The sequence below is a fragment of the Alphaproteobacteria bacterium genome (genome assembly GCA_025800285.1).
GTDB lineage: Bacteria > Pseudomonadota > Alphaproteobacteria > JAOXRX01 > JAOXRX01 > JAOXRX01.
In genome coordinates, this window is record JAOXRX010000037.1 from 34,482 (window position 1) to 48,841 (window position 14,360).

Sequence of the window (14,360 nt, forward strand, 5' to 3'; positions counted from 1 at the left end):
TTACTTTGCCTTTCTTTTTTTGATAATTCTTTTTAAATAAGCAGCTTGCTTAAAAAATTGTTTTATTGGGATTGCTGGACATCCCATAACTTCTTCTCCAGCAGATATATTACTAATAACTCCAGATTGAGCTGCAATTTTTGCACCATCTTCTATTTTAAGGTGCCCTGCTATTCCAGCTTGACCAGCTAGAACACAGAACTTACCTATTTTAGTTGAGCCAGAAACTCCAACCTGAGAAACAATAACACTGTTCTCTCCTACTTCAACATTATGACCTAGTTGAACAAGGTTATCTATCATAGCTCCACTTTTAATAAGTGTATCTGGTCCGGCACCTCTATCGATTGTAGTATTCGCACCGATTTCCACTCTGTCTTCAATTATTACTCTCCCCATTTGAGGAATTCTTTTATGTCCTTTAGCACTCATAGCAAACCCAAAACCGTCTTGCCCAATTCTTGCTCCAGTATATATATAGCAATCATTACCTATAATTGCATGAGTTACACTTGCATTTGCACCAATTGTAGTATTATTACCTATTACAACTCCATCAGCGATTGTAGCATTTGCTTCAATCTCACAATCATCCCCTATTTGCACATTCTTACCAATAACAGCACCTGCTCCAACAAAACAATTTTTACCTAGTTTTGCAGATTTATCTATAAATGCTTTCTTGTGAACACCTTTTCTACTCTCAGGAGCATAAAAAGCGGTAGCTATATTAGCATAAGCCATATAAGGATTGCTATTTAAAAGTAAAATCATTCCTTCTGGAGCAAAATCTTTCATTGCAGGGTGAGCGATACATACTCCAGCTTTTGATTTTTTAAAATCTTCAATATATTTCTTATTATCAATGAAACTTATATCATTAACATCTGCGATATTAATTGGAGCAACATCTTGCACCTCTTTAAGCTCACTTCCTTTTGGAAATACTTCACTATCTGAAAGTTTTGCTAACTCTTCAACAGAGAAAGGTCCTCTATTATTAAAAAATCTTTTATCCGGCATCTTTATTTTTCCTTACTATCTGCAAAATTTATTTTTACTTCTTTTAAATCTTTATTAACTAAATCTAAGACTTCTTTTGTTATAGAAAGATTTTTTGATGAAATCACAACTTGTTCTTTTGGTAAAACTAAATCTATATTTTTATCTTTAGCTATTTTTGCTATATACTTTCTTATAGCTCCATCAAGAAACACTCTTGATTTTTTTATTCCATTATTTAATATCTCTCTATTTTCTTTTGATTTTTCCTGAGCAAATTTTATTTCTTTTTCCAATGCTTCTCTTTCAGATTCAAACACCTCTTTAGGAAGAATTGCTTTTTTCTCAACCAAGGATTGTTGTTTTTTAACAATAATTTTTTGAGCCTCTTTATCTTTTGTCAGAAACTCATTTTTCTTAGCATCTATTTGAGCATTTATTGCTTTAGTAACATTTGCAGAATTCATAATAAGACCAAAATCTACAACTCCGATTTTAGTATTTTCAGCTTTAGCATTAGTTGATAATATGAAAGCCAATATCAGTAATATGAATTTAAAATTTCTCATCAAGTCTCCTTCTTATATAAAGATTAGTTATATAGCATGTTAGCCATAAAGTCAATTGATATAATTAAAACCTTGTTCCGAATGTAAAGGAGAACACTTCATCTTTATCATAGTCTTCTTTTAAGAAAGGAAATGCCAGATTTATTCTCAAAGGACCCATAGGAGATTTCCATGCAAGACCAACACCAAATGAAGCTCTCACAGAAGAATCATCATGTATATTTGAAGAACTGCTTGTTGCTCCCCAAAGAGTTCCTGCATCTAAGAATGAATAACCTTTTAAACCTAAATCTTGAGATACACCTAATGGGAAAGATAGCTCCATAGAGTTCTTAATATAATTCTCTCCACCCAAAGCATCATCAGTTTTCTTATCTCTTGGACCTATACCACTTCTCTCGAAACCTCTTAAAGTCTTACCACCTATGAAAAATCTATCTGATATATTAATATCATCTCCTCCATATGCAAAAACATTACCTGCCTCTGTATAGTTACTGAATATCCACTGATCTGATAGAGGATAATAGAATCCTCCTCCCACAGTATTCTTTATAAATTTAAGCCCACCTAAACCTGCAAGTTCATTAGACATTTTCAACAAAGCACCTTCTGTTGGATCAAAAGCAGAATCTCTTGTATCATATGTTAACACACTTGAAATAGATGATTTAGTAGAGTTACCAGCTTGCTCTTTTATATATGTAGAAGCATCTTTTCCGACATTATATATATTGCTTTTCTCAAAATTATAAGCAATATTTTGCCTTAAATCTTCCTTCAGAGGATACCCCAGTCTTAAAGCAAAACCTGTCATTTTTTTATCGTAAGAGCTCTCATCTTGATAATCTTTTTCAACATTAAATATATCAAACCCAGCTGATAAATCTCTGTTTAAGAAATATGGTTCAGTGAAACCGAAATCTATTTGTTGAGATTTTCCAGACAATACAGTACCCAGCTTAACTTTTTGCCCTTTACCTAAGAAGTTGTCCTCTGAAATTGAGAAGTCAGCTAATGCACCATCCTCTGTAGAGAAGCCAGCCCCCATAGAGAACTCACCTGTAGATTTCTCTGAAACATTAACATTTATATCTGTTAAACCTTTATCAACCTCTTTAACCTTAACATTAACTTTATCAAAGAAATCTAGATTTCTTAAGTCTCTTTCTGTTTTTATTAACTTATCTCTATTGAAAGCATCTCCTTCGATAAGTTTAAACTCTCTTCTTATAACTTCATCTCTTGTTCTTTCGTTACCAGAAACATTAATATTATTAACAAAAACTTTTTGCCCTTCTCCAATATTATAAACTATTGAAATCTCTTTATTATCATCATTTTTACTAACATCTGGAGAAACCTTAACAAATGCATATTGCTGATTTTCTAAACTTTTAGTAAGAGCTAGAACAGCTTTTTCAATCTTATTAGAGCTATACCAATCACCAGTTTTGGTTAGTTCATTCACAATACTATTTATTTCTTCTTGATTAACATCTTTCAAAAGAGCTTTTGTTTCAACTTTAGAGAATCTATATCTTTCACCTTCTTCGACTTTAACTGTTATATAAAAACTCTTCTTGTCTTTTGTAAGCTTAGATGTTATTGATTGAACTTGGAAATCAGCATAACCTCTAGAAAGATAAAATCTTCTGAGAAGCTCTTTATCATAATCAATCCTATCTGCATCATATGATGTATTACCACTTAAGAACTTATACCACCTTGATTCTTTAGTTGATATTTTATCTTTTAGCAAGTCATCTGAGTAATTCTCATTACCAATAATATTTATTTTTCTGATTTTAGCTCTTGTTCCCTCCTTTATCTCAAAAACTACATTAACTCTATTGTCATCTAAAACTATAATTTTAGGATTTATTGTAGCTCCAAAGTATCCTGATTTTTCATATATTTGCTTTAGTCTCTCTAAATTATTTTGCACTTTAGATTTAGTATAAACAGATCTTGTGTACAAACTTAATTCTCTTTGTAGAAAATCATTTTTTATTCTCACATTTCCTTCAAATGCTATTTCATTTACTATAGGGTTTTCTAGAACTCTAACATATATAGTTCCTTTTTCTTCCGATATAGATATGTCTGCAAATAAGTTTGTTGCATATAAGTTTTTTAAAGATTTTGACAGTTCTTTATTTGAAATCTCATCTCCGATGTTAAGAGCCAAATAAGATATAACAGTTTCTGTTTCAATTCTCTTATTCCCGCTTACATTTATATTGTCAATAGTCTTTGCATTTGCAAGGCCACAATTGATAAGTAATATTATAATTATTAATTTAAATCTTTTCATAATTATTACTTATAAAACAAATTTTTTATAAAATCAATTATTGAAAGAGATTTTAAGTCATTAAAAGTTATAAATATCGCTAAAATTAATATTAATCCCATACCAATTTTAAACAAAACATCTTGAATTTTTGCATTTACAGGTTTTCTAATCAATGCTTCAATTCCAAAGAACAATAGATGCCCCCCATCAAGAACAGGCACAGGAAATAGATTAATCAATCCTAAATTTAAAGATAATACTGAAATAAAGTAAATTAAAGAAGCCACTCCTCTAGAAGCGAAATCTTTTGAAAGCTTAGCAATCTTTAAAGGACCTCCTAATTCTGCAGAAGACCTTTGACCTGTTATCATCTGCCCTACAGCTTCTAAAGTCCCTAACATTATTTTATTTGCATTTTTAAATGATCTACTAATCGCAATAAAAATATTAGAATGCCTTATAAAAGAAACATCATAAGATGTGATACCAATAAAGCCTCTTTTTTCCTCAGTACCAAATATATTTTTTCTAGTTTCTGATTTTGGAGTTATATATAAGTTTATAAGCTCACCATCTCTTTTTACAGATATAGGCATTTCTTTCTCAAAATTAAGAGATGCTATAGCTTGCACATCCTCAAATTTTTCAATTTCATCTCCATTAAACTCTACTATTTCATCATTTATTTGCAACCCAGATATACTTGCTGCAGAATCTGCTTTTATCTCTGAAACAATTGGTTTTGTAAACTGCTCTCCATAAGTCATAAATAGAAATAGAAAGCACATAATCGCAAATATATAATTAAAAAAAGGACCTGCGAAAACAATTGCTGATTTTTGATATAGTTTTTTATATGGGAAAGAGACTTCTTTTTCCTCTTCTGTCATGTTCTTTATTTTTTCTTCATCTGGCTTTGAGGAGCCATCAGAATCTCCAAACATTTTAACATAACCACCAAATGGTACCACACATATTTTCCACTCTGTTCCCGATTTATCAAATCTAGATATAAGCTTTTTACCAAACCCTAATGAAAACTCTTCTATTTTAACCCCACACCATTTAGCAACAATGTAATGCCCAAATTCATGAACAAATATTAAAACAGATAATACTAAAATAAATGGTATAATATACTCTAAAGAAGATAATAAGAATTGCATTTTTCCCTCACATTCAATTTTTAATAAAATTATATATAGCATGATTTTAAAAACAATGTAAAGCTTTTTAAACTAATTTCACAATATACCTTAAAACAAAAAAATATAAATATTATCTTGAAAATCATCCATAAGTATTATATCTTATTTACGAATCATCTAACACGGGGAGAAAAATAAGATGAAAAACTTTATAAAAGAATACGGTTTAATATTAAATAAACAAAGCCAACAATACGAAAAGTCTGTAAAATTACCTAACGGCAACATAGACGAAAAAATATTAAGAAAGTCAAAAGACAAAAAAGCTATGATTTTTGAGCATAACATTTTAATGTTAAGCGGAGAGAAACTATATTCTTATAAGTTAGAGGAAAGCAATCTTGATAAGAAGGAGACTACCTGCAATTTTGAATACGATTATAACAATCTTATGACAAAATCTGATATTGAAATAAAATTAAACGGAGAAGTTATCAGTCATAAAGTTCAAAAATGGGATCACCATTCTGACTTAACAATGAAAAAACACCACTATTCTTCAGAAAAAGATATTGATTCAAATAAATCTGCACCAAAACAAGGTTCTCTAGAATATTATCAAGACGGATCTTTAAAAGCCGCTACAGAAAGAGCCTCTTTTAAAGAAATAAATGATTTATGCCAAAACATAACAATAGAAAGAAGACTTCATTTAAGTAAAAAAGAAGCTACCGAGGACAGACCTGATTTACAAATAAGTAAAAACAATACCGACTTTATTTCAGGAATATCTTTTACTTCTGATTAGACTCAGATATTTCTATAGCTAATACATTATACTTTTCTTGTTTTCTTTGAGTAAAAACTTTATTTAAAACTTCTAAAACTTCTTTAGAAGTTTTGAATCCAGTTTTCTTTACATCTATTTTTGTCAAAAGATCTTTAAAAGATTTATCTATTTTTATATCTATTACTTTTTTATTAATTTTTCTTTTTTTAGTATCAATAAAAATTATATCATCACCAATTTTTATTTGTTTTCTTTTTCTATTTCCCAAAAGAAGAATCATTTTCTTTTTTCCTGACTTTACTAAGTCATAATATTTTGGAGCAACTTTTATTTTATGTTTTTTGCAAGCAATAAAGATCATAATCTTTCCCTCCTTTTTTGCAATTTAATCCTATTGTAGAACAATTAATTTTATCTATCAAGGGCTTCATAATTATTTTAGCTAAGCTATCTTGATTAATATTTTTATAACTCCAAGATAAAGTTTTTAAAACTTCATCAGGGTATTCAAAATGAATAGATGACAGAACAATATTTTTATTTTCTCCACATTTTATAACTGCAGGCTTTTTTACATCTGAAAAAGTAGCAATCACTTTATCACTATCTGCCAAGTTATCAAAATCAGGACCCATGAAATAAAATGTATTAAATACTCCGTCATCCGATTGTATTTTTTTAATAGAAACAATATCTTTATTTTCTGAAAACCTGCCTTTAGACATTCCTGTAAAGAGAGCTAACTGCCCCCTCTTTTTACCAAGCATTATTCTTTCATTATATCTTTTTTTATTATTTTTAAAATCTGTAAAAGAAGATGCATAATAAGCTCCAGCACATATAAAAAAAGATAAAGAATCTTTTTTATTAGAATAATCTATAATCTCTTTTCTTCCTTCTTTACCCAGCCTATTTATATACCATCTTGCTTGACCACCACCTATAAAAAAAGCAGAAGGAGGATTCTTCTTCAAGATTCCTCCTTTTATTTCTTCTGCATTTACTTTAACTATCTTGCAGTTAGGGATATTTCTTTTTATACATGACTCTAGTTCGTAAACACCTTTACAACCCGCATCATCATATATATAAACCAGTCCCTGTTGCATAACAATCTAAGCAGAGTATTTTTCTTTCAACTCTTCAACTCTTTCATCTGTTATTTTTTCAAACAGGGAATCAGGAACTCTAATTTCATCACCTGATTTAAGAGTAGATAAGTATTCAGAAACACTATCATCACACCATACATTGTTCTCTTCTGTAGAAACAAATGATAAGATTTGTTTAGATATTATTGGCATAATTGGAGCTGCTAAATTAGCAAATAATCTAATCAAGTTTAAAGATGTTTTAATTATTTCTCCAGCTCTTTCTGGATTTGTTTTAAACTCTGTCCAAGGAGCAGCAGAAGCTATATATTCATTTCCTTCTGACCAAATTTCTCTTAAAGATGACATAGCTTTTCTAAATTCAACATTTTCTAAATGCTCATTATATTCTTTAACTTTTGTTTCTAATGTTGCGAATAATTTTTCTTCAACTTCTGTAGCACCATTACCTTCAGGAACAACTTCACCAAACTTTGAGCGACAGAACTTCATAACTCTAAGAACAAAATTTCCTAAAACATCATTTAAATCTTTATTGATTTGTTCAGCAAACTTATCAAATGAGAACTCTGAATCATCATTTTCTGGATAATTTGCAATAGTCCAATATCTCCAATAATCTGCAGGATATTCCTCCACAGCATCTAATGCTGAGAATCCATTACCATAAGACTTTGAGAATTTACCTCCTGCAAAGTTTAAGAAATTTGATCCCTTTAATATATCAACAGTTTTCCAATTATCTTTAGCTGCTAGTTCTTCAGCTGGGAAGAAAACAGAGTGGAATGGCACATTATCTTTACCCATAAATTGAACATATTTAGTATCATCTTCTAACCAGAATTTTTCCCAGCTTCCTCCTGTTTTTTCAGCCCATTCTTGAGATATAGACACATACCCCCATGGAGCATCAAACCAAACATAGAAAACCTTACCTTCATAACCATCTAGAGGAATTGGAACCCCCCATTTTAAATCACGAGTAATACATCTATCATGCAAACCTTCTTTAAGCCATTTATTAGCAATTCCTAAAGCTGTCTTATGCCAACCAGTTCTAGTTCCTATCCATTTATCAACGAAATGTTGCATATCCTCTAATGCTAAGAAAATATGTTTTGTTTTTCTAACTTCAATATTAGTTGATCCTGATATTGTAGAATAAGGGTTAATTAATTCAGCGGCATTCATTAATTCACAACATCCATCACACTGATCACCACGAGCTTTTTCATAACCACATTTTGGACAAGTTCCCTCAACATATCTATCTGCTAAAAATCTTTTATCATCAATTGAGTAAACTTGCTCAATTTCTTTCTCTTTCATAAACCCTGCCTCATGCAGTTCTTTAAAGATCTTTTGCACTAGTTCTGTATGCTTTTCTGTAGCAGTTCTTCCATAATGATCTAACGATAGATTAAAAGCTTCTACAAATTTAGTTTGTAAGGCATAGTACTTATCACAATAATCTTTGATTTCCATACCTTCTTTTTCAGCACCTACTTCAGTTGGAGTTCCATATTCATCTGCTCCACAAACATAAAGAACTTCATTTCCTTGAGCTCTTTTAAATCTTGCATATATATCAGATGGTAACCAACAGCCAACCAAGTGACCTAAGTGTTGAGATCCATTAACATATGGCAATGCTGATGTTACTAAAATTTTTTCTTTTTTCATTTTTATTTTTCCTTGAGATTTTATTTATTCGAATTGACTAATTTTTACTAATTTGAGCATTAGTATTAAACATATTATACAGCCCTAAGGCATTCGTTTTAGTAATTCTTTTTTCATAATGGAAAGAAGTTATCACACATATGAAAAAATTTCAAGTTTTTAGTGTAAACATACTGTTTATTATGGGGTATAAATCCAACCTTTATCCTCACATAAACCTCTTGATACTCTCAAATGTTTAATTGCACTATTTGCAGGAGTTTGTTCAAAATCTTCAACTTTTGCATTTAATAAGTAATGAGAAATAGCTCTTATAGATGTCGCATGAGCAACAATTATAATAGATGTATCATCTGCATTTAATATACTCTCTTCAATGAAAGGCTTAACTCTATCAATTACACACCCCGGAGATTCTCCTCTCGAGGTTTTTGCGAAAAAATACCCATCTTTTTCTATAGAATTATAATACTCTTCTTTTAACTTATGTAAACCATTCTCTGTATTTACAGAATCAAAACCAAACTGTTGTTCAACTATTTCTTCAACAAGCTGCGATTCTGATAACTTTATACCTTCCAACTCTTGCATTATCAAATCATGAGATTGAGTTGCTCTTTTATAAGGAGAGTAATAACTTAAAAAATTGTTCTCTATCAGATTATTTGCTAATAAATACTCTTTTAAAAAAGCTCCTGCTTCTGTGCACTGCATCATACCTCTAAAAGTAAGATTAACACTTTCATCTCTCTTTCTTAAAAGAACTTTTATATCTTTATTAGATTCTGATTCTCCATGACGAATCAAAAAAATGTCTTTCATCCCCTCCTCCTTTCAAGTTGTAAAACTCTCAGTTGTAAAAGGAGTATAGCATAATTTATTCAAAAAAACAAACAAGCCACAAAATATACATTTTGTGGCTTGTTTTTATACAAAACTTTAAAGAATTATTTTTCTTCTTTTTTTGTTGCTTTCTTAGCTGGAGATTTTTTTGCTGTTGCTTTTTTAGCAGGAGCTTTTTTCTCAGCTGTTTTTTTAGCTGGAGCCTTTTTAGCTGCAGGCTTTTTAGCTTCTTCTTTTTTAGGAGCTTCTTTTACTTCTTCAGCAACTTCAACAACTTGACCAGAGTCTTTACCTTTTGCAGTTACATCTCTGTCAACAAGCTCAATGATAGCCATTGGAGCCATATCACCATATCTGAAACCAGCTTTTAGAACTCTAGTGTATCCACCGTTTCTATCTTTATATCTTGGACCCAAAACAGTGAAAAGTTTTGCAACCATTTCTTTGTCTTGAAGTTTAGACATAGCTCTTCTTCTATTAGCAACAGTATCATTTTTTGATAAAGTGATAATTTTTTCAACAACAGATCTTAGATCTTTTGCTTTTGGAAGAGTTGTTTTAATTTGTTCGTGCTTTAATAAAGCATTTGATAGATTTTTGAATAGAGCTTTTCTATGAGAAGAAGTTCTGTTTAATTTTCTACCTTTCATTCCATGTCGCATATTTTTTCTCCTTTATGCTTTGTGCCCTTATATTAGGTTTTCCTATATAAGGATTAAATTAGTTTCTCTGCCCGAATTAACGGATTTTTCAGAAAAACACGAAGGGCAGTATGCCCTTCGATTTGTTTCTTAAAATAAACTTAATCGTTTAAATCAAGTTTACTGATTAATTCATCAATATTTTCTGGTGGCCAAGATTCAACATCCATACCTAGATGTAATCCCATTTCACCAAGAACTTCTTTGATCTCGTTTAGAGATTTTCTACCAAAGTTTGGAGTTCTTAACATATCACCTTCTGTTTTCATTACTAAATCACCAATATAAATGATGTTATCATTTTGTAGACAATTTACTGATCTAACTGAAAGTTCTAGTTCAGAAACTCTTCTTAATAAATGTTTGCTAAATGGTAGAGATTCTTCAACAGCTTCAACTGTTTCTTCTTCAGGATCTTCAAAATTAACAAGAACAGCTAACTGATCTTGTAAAATTCTAGCAGCTAATGCGATAGCATCAGGAGCTTCTAAAGAACCATCTGTCTCAACATCCATAACAAGTTTATCATAGTCTGTAATTTGACCAACCCTAGCATTTTCAACTTTATAAGACACTTTTTTAATTGGTGAATATAAAGCATCAATTGGTAGAACACCTAAAGGAAGATCATCTTTGCTTTGAGCTGAAGCAGGAACATATCCTTTTCCAGTATTTACAAAGAATTCCATGTTTAATTCAGAACCTTTATCCAAGTGACAAATCACATGGTTAGGGTTTAAGATTTCAACATCTCCATTTGCGCTAATCATTCCAGCAGTAACTTCACAAGGACCTTGAGCATTTAAAGTCATAGTTTTTTGACCTAAGCTTTCAACTTTTACATTGATACCTTTGATGTTCAAAACCATATCCGTAACATCTTCTCTAACTCCAGCTGCAGTTGAGAATTCGTGAACTATACCGTCAATTTTGATTGCAGTGATAGCAGCACCTTGTAAAGAAGATAAAAGAACTCTTCTTAAAGCATTACCCAAAGTTAAACCGTAACCTCTTTCCAAAGGCTCGATTTCAACAACATTTTTTGTTCTGCTTTCGTTTCTTTCAATAACTTTAACTTTTTCAGGTTTGATTAACTCTTTCCAGTTTTTTTGTATCATTTAAAATACCCCTTTCAAATGGATTTTTATCTTAATAAATTACACTCTTCTTCTTTTTGGAGGTCTACAACCATTATGAGGAATTGGTGTAACATCTTCAATTGAAGTAATAACAAGACCTAAACCTTGTAGAGCTCTTACAGCAGCTTCTCTTCCTGAACCTGGACCTTTAAGCTTAACAGCTAAAGTTTTTAAACCATGTTCCATAGCTTTCTTACCAGCATCTTCTGCTGTTAACTGAGAAGCATAAGGAGTTGCTTTTTTAGAGCCTTTAAATCCTTGAGCACCAGATGAAGCCCAAGATATTGCATTACCTTGTTCATCCGTAATTGTAACCATTGTGTTATTAAAAGTAGAGTTTATGTGTACAATTCCAGAGGTAATATTCTTTTTCTCTCTTCGACGTACACGACCTGTTGATTTACCAGCCATATCTACCGTCCCTTTCTTTTTTATTTTGTTTAGAATTTAAAATTAAATTCTGTTATTAATATTTTATATTTAATCTTATTCTTTTTCTAGTGAGGAAATCGTAGTTTTAATTTTGAGTGTGTAATACGAATTAGTACTTTAACGAAAAATTAATCCAACATGCCCCAACAAAAAAGAATAATTATTTTTTCTTACCAGCGATAGCGATTGCTTTACCTTTACGAGTTCTAGCATTTGTGCTAGTTCTTTGACCTCTAACTGGTAATCTTTTTCTGTGTCTCATCCCACGATAAGATTTCATGTCTTGAAGTCTTTTAATGTTTGTTGCAACTTCTCTTCTAAGATCACCTTCGATTAAGATTTCTTGCGAATCGATTTCTTTTCTGATTTTGTTTAGTTCATCTTCCGTCAAATCTTTAACTCTTGTAGAAAGATTAATTTTTACTTTCTCTAAGATTTTTTGTGCAGTTGTTCTACCAATACCGTGAAGGTATGTCAAAGATATAACTGCTCTTTTGTTGTCCGGAATATTAACCCCAAATATACGAGCCATATTTTTTCCTTGTTTTTAATAATTTAACACTAAAAAAAGCTCTTAAAAAAGTAGCTTTTTTCACTCTACTCATAAAAAAAATTTATGAACTCCTACTTATACAATAAAAGCTATTTAAAGTCAAGATTATTTTCAGGCGGGCTCAAATTTGCATTTTTTAAAAAAAGTTGTTAACATTAACATCATCTAAAAGGAGGCTGTTATGTTTAGAACAGATTTAAATTTAAAAAAAATAAAGTTCGTTTCTGATAAAATGAGACGATTATTTAAAAACACCTATAAGAATGCATCTAAAGAAGATAAAAAAGCAATGAAACATTTTTTAGATGATACAAGAATTATAATTCAAAGAAAAGAAGATAAGGCTGAAATCTTTCCGGGAAAGATAGACCGAGAACTAACTAGAGAGTACAAGCAAGTAATTAGAGATTGGCACAACAAAGTAAAAAGTGGAATCTATGTAGCTAGAGCCGTTAACTATGCACCTCAAAAAATCTCTAGAGTAAATAATTCAAAAGTCAGGGCTCCTAGACCAACACACAATTAATGAACAATCTTTTTTCTTCTATAACTAAGAGCTTCAGCTATATGAAGTTTAGATATCACTTCTTTTGCCTCCATATCTGCAATAGTTCTAGCAACTTTTAAAATTCTATAATAAGCTCTAGCGGACAAGCCCATTTTCTCTGCTGTATGATTTAATAACTCAGTTGCATCAGAATCTGCATTACAAACCTCTTCAAGAGCCTTACCTGATAATAAACTATTAGTTCTAATTTCAAGCCCCATAGCCTTATATCTTTCTTCTTGGATTTTTCTAGCTCTTAGAACTCTTTTTCTTATAGTCGCAGAATCCTCTCCAGACTCCATTTTAGCTAATTCAAATATTTTAACAGCAGAAACCTCAACATGAACATCTATTCTATCGTACAAAGGTCCAGATATTCTATTTTGATATTCAATTGCACACTTAGGAGCTCTTGAGCACTCATGCTCTTTATCTCCAAAATAACCACACTTACAAGGATTCATAGCACAAATCAATTGGAAATCTGCTGGATAAGTGATGTGAGAGTTTGCTCTTGATATAACAGCTTTTTTTGTTTCTAATGGTTGTCTTAAAGTTTCTAAAGACTGCCTAGAGAACTCTGGTAATTCATCTAAAAACAGAACTCCATTATGAGCAATTGACACCTCTCCTGGTTTTGCTTTTGCCCCGCCTCCTATTAGAGATGGCAAAGATGCTGAATGATGAGGATCTCTATAAGGTCTTGTTCTTAATATTTTACCACCTTCAAGCATCCCAGCAATTGAGTGTATCATTGATGTTTCTAATGACTCTCTTGCTGTTAATGGAGGCAATATACTTGGCAACCTTGAAGCAAGCATTGATTTACCCGAACCGGGAGGGCCAACCATAAGCATATTATGCCCACCTGCAGCAACTATTTCTAAAGCTCTTTTAGCTATTTCTTGTCCTTTTACATCTGACATATCAAAAGCAAAAGCTTCCTCCACCTCTTCAATCTTATCTGGAGTTTCTAAACTCTGAGTTCCTTTAAAATGATTTATTAACTCTAACAAATTAGCTGGAGCTAAAACATCTATACTATCTCCCGCCCACATCGCTTCACTTCCACAATTCTTAGGACAAATTATCCCTTTATCTTTACTCATAGCATGTATAGCTGATGGCAGAACACCATTAACTGAAGACACTCCAGCATCTAATGCCAGCTCTCCAACAACCACATATTCATCTAAAGCATCATTAGGAATAACTCCTAAAACAGAAAGCAATCCCAATGCTATTGGCAAGTCAAAATGAGAACCTTCTTTTACAACATTTGCAGGAGCCAAATTAATAATAATTCTATTTGCAGGCAATGATATACCTAAAGAATGAAGAGCTGACCTAACCCTTTCTCTACTTTCTGCAACAGCCTTATCTGGCAAACCTACAATTGAAAAAGCAGGTAAACCAGATGTTATTTGCACCTGCACATCTATATCTTTTATTTCTATTCCATGAAAAGCTACTGTCTGAACTCTTGCTACCATATTTACCTCAAAGGACTTTAATTAACAATGTGTTAACAATTAACACAGA

General features: G+C 31.3%; 14 protein-coding genes and 1 pseudogene. 2 read left to right on the forward strand and 13 right to left on the reverse strand.

What is annotated here, in order from left to right; genetic code table 11:
- The 4 genes from lpxD to rseP form a co-directional block, all read right to left on the reverse strand.
- Complete coding sequence (lpxD, locus tag OIF36_01075) at nt 1-1,023, reverse strand: UDP-3-O-(3-hydroxymyristoyl)glucosamine N-acyltransferase (protein ID MCV6599063.1); 1,023 nt, start codon at nt 1,021-1,023, stop codon at nt 1-3.
- A gap of 2 nt (nt 1,024-1,025) precedes the next feature.
- Nucleotides 1,026-1,571, reverse strand: coding sequence for an OmpH family outer membrane protein (locus OIF36_01080; GenBank protein ID MCV6599064.1), 546 nt, complete (start codon nt 1,569-1,571; stop codon nt 1,026-1,028).
- Between the two features lie 64 nt (nt 1,572-1,635).
- Nucleotides 1,636-3,888 (reverse strand): outer membrane protein assembly factor BamA, encoded by a 2,253-nt coding sequence (gene bamA / locus OIF36_01085; GenBank protein MCV6599065.1) that lies wholly within the window; start codon nt 3,886-3,888, stop codon nt 1,636-1,638.
- A 5-nt stretch (nt 3,889-3,893) separates the two neighbouring features.
- Nucleotides 3,894-5,036 (reverse strand): RIP metalloprotease RseP, encoded by a 1,143-nt coding sequence (gene rseP / locus OIF36_01090; protein MCV6599066.1) that lies wholly within the window; start codon nt 5,034-5,036, stop codon nt 3,894-3,896.
- A 181-nt stretch (nt 5,037-5,217) separates the two neighbouring features.
- On the opposite strand from rseP, the gene OIF36_01095 reads away from it, so the two are divergent.
- Nucleotides 5,218-5,826, forward strand: a complete 609-nt coding sequence (locus OIF36_01095) for a hypothetical protein (protein ID MCV6599067.1) — start codon at nt 5,218-5,220, stop codon at nt 5,824-5,826.
- Here OIF36_01095 and OIF36_01100 read toward each other — a convergent pair.
- From OIF36_01100 to rpsM, 8 genes and pseudogenes are all read right to left on the reverse strand, one after another.
- Nucleotides 5,813-6,169, reverse strand: a complete 357-nt coding sequence (locus tag OIF36_01100) for an ASCH domain-containing protein (GenBank protein MCV6599068.1) — start codon at nt 6,167-6,169, stop codon at nt 5,813-5,815. The genes OIF36_01095 and OIF36_01100 overlap by 14 nt on opposite strands.
- Nucleotides 6,141-6,917, reverse strand: coding sequence for a BPL-N domain-containing protein (locus OIF36_01105; GenBank protein ID MCV6599069.1), 777 nt, complete (start codon nt 6,915-6,917; stop codon nt 6,141-6,143). The genes OIF36_01100 and OIF36_01105 overlap by 29 nt, the downstream gene beginning before the upstream one ends.
- Nucleotides 6,918-6,923: 6 nt before the next feature.
- Nucleotides 6,924-8,603 (reverse strand): methionine--tRNA ligase, encoded by a 1,680-nt coding sequence (gene metG, locus OIF36_01110; GenBank protein ID MCV6599070.1) that lies wholly within the window; start codon nt 8,601-8,603, stop codon nt 6,924-6,926.
- A 180-nt stretch (nt 8,604-8,783) separates the two neighbouring features.
- On the reverse strand, nt 8,784-9,425 hold the full coding sequence (locus OIF36_01115; protein MCV6599071.1) for a histidine phosphatase family protein: 642 nt from the start codon (nt 9,423-9,425) through the stop codon (nt 8,784-8,786).
- 299 nt (nt 9,426-9,724) lie between these two features.
- Nucleotides 9,725-10,108: pseudogene (rplQ, locus tag OIF36_01120) on the reverse strand (50S ribosomal protein L17).
- Nucleotides 10,109-10,248: 140 nt separating this feature from the next.
- Nucleotides 10,249-11,265, reverse strand: coding sequence for a DNA-directed RNA polymerase subunit alpha (locus tag OIF36_01125; GenBank protein ID MCV6599072.1), 1,017 nt, complete (start codon nt 11,263-11,265; stop codon nt 10,249-10,251).
- A gap of 39 nt (nt 11,266-11,304) precedes the next feature.
- On the reverse strand, nt 11,305-11,697 hold the full coding sequence (gene rpsK / locus OIF36_01130) for a 30S ribosomal protein S11 (protein ID MCV6599073.1): 393 nt from the start codon (nt 11,695-11,697) through the stop codon (nt 11,305-11,307).
- Nucleotides 11,698-11,878: 181 nt separating this feature from the next.
- Entirely contained in the window at nt 11,879-12,250 is a 372-nt protein-coding gene (gene rpsM, locus OIF36_01135) for a 30S ribosomal protein S13 (protein ID MCV6599074.1), read from the reverse strand.
- A gap of 202 nt (nt 12,251-12,452) precedes the next feature.
- On the opposite strand from rpsM, the gene OIF36_01140 reads away from it, so the two are divergent.
- A complete protein-coding gene (locus OIF36_01140) occupies nt 12,453-12,797 on the forward strand; it encodes a hypothetical protein (GenBank protein ID MCV6599075.1) in 345 nt (114 codons plus the stop codon).
- On the opposite strand, the gene OIF36_01145 is transcribed toward OIF36_01140, so the two are convergent.
- Nucleotides 12,794-14,311: a YifB family Mg chelatase-like AAA ATPase gene (locus OIF36_01145; protein MCV6599076.1), complete on the reverse strand. Its 1,518-nt coding sequence runs from the start codon at nt 14,309-14,311 to the stop codon at nt 12,794-12,796. The two genes, OIF36_01140 and OIF36_01145, sit on opposite strands and share 4 nt — an antisense overlap.
- Nucleotides 14,312-14,360 lie beyond the last annotated feature (49 nt).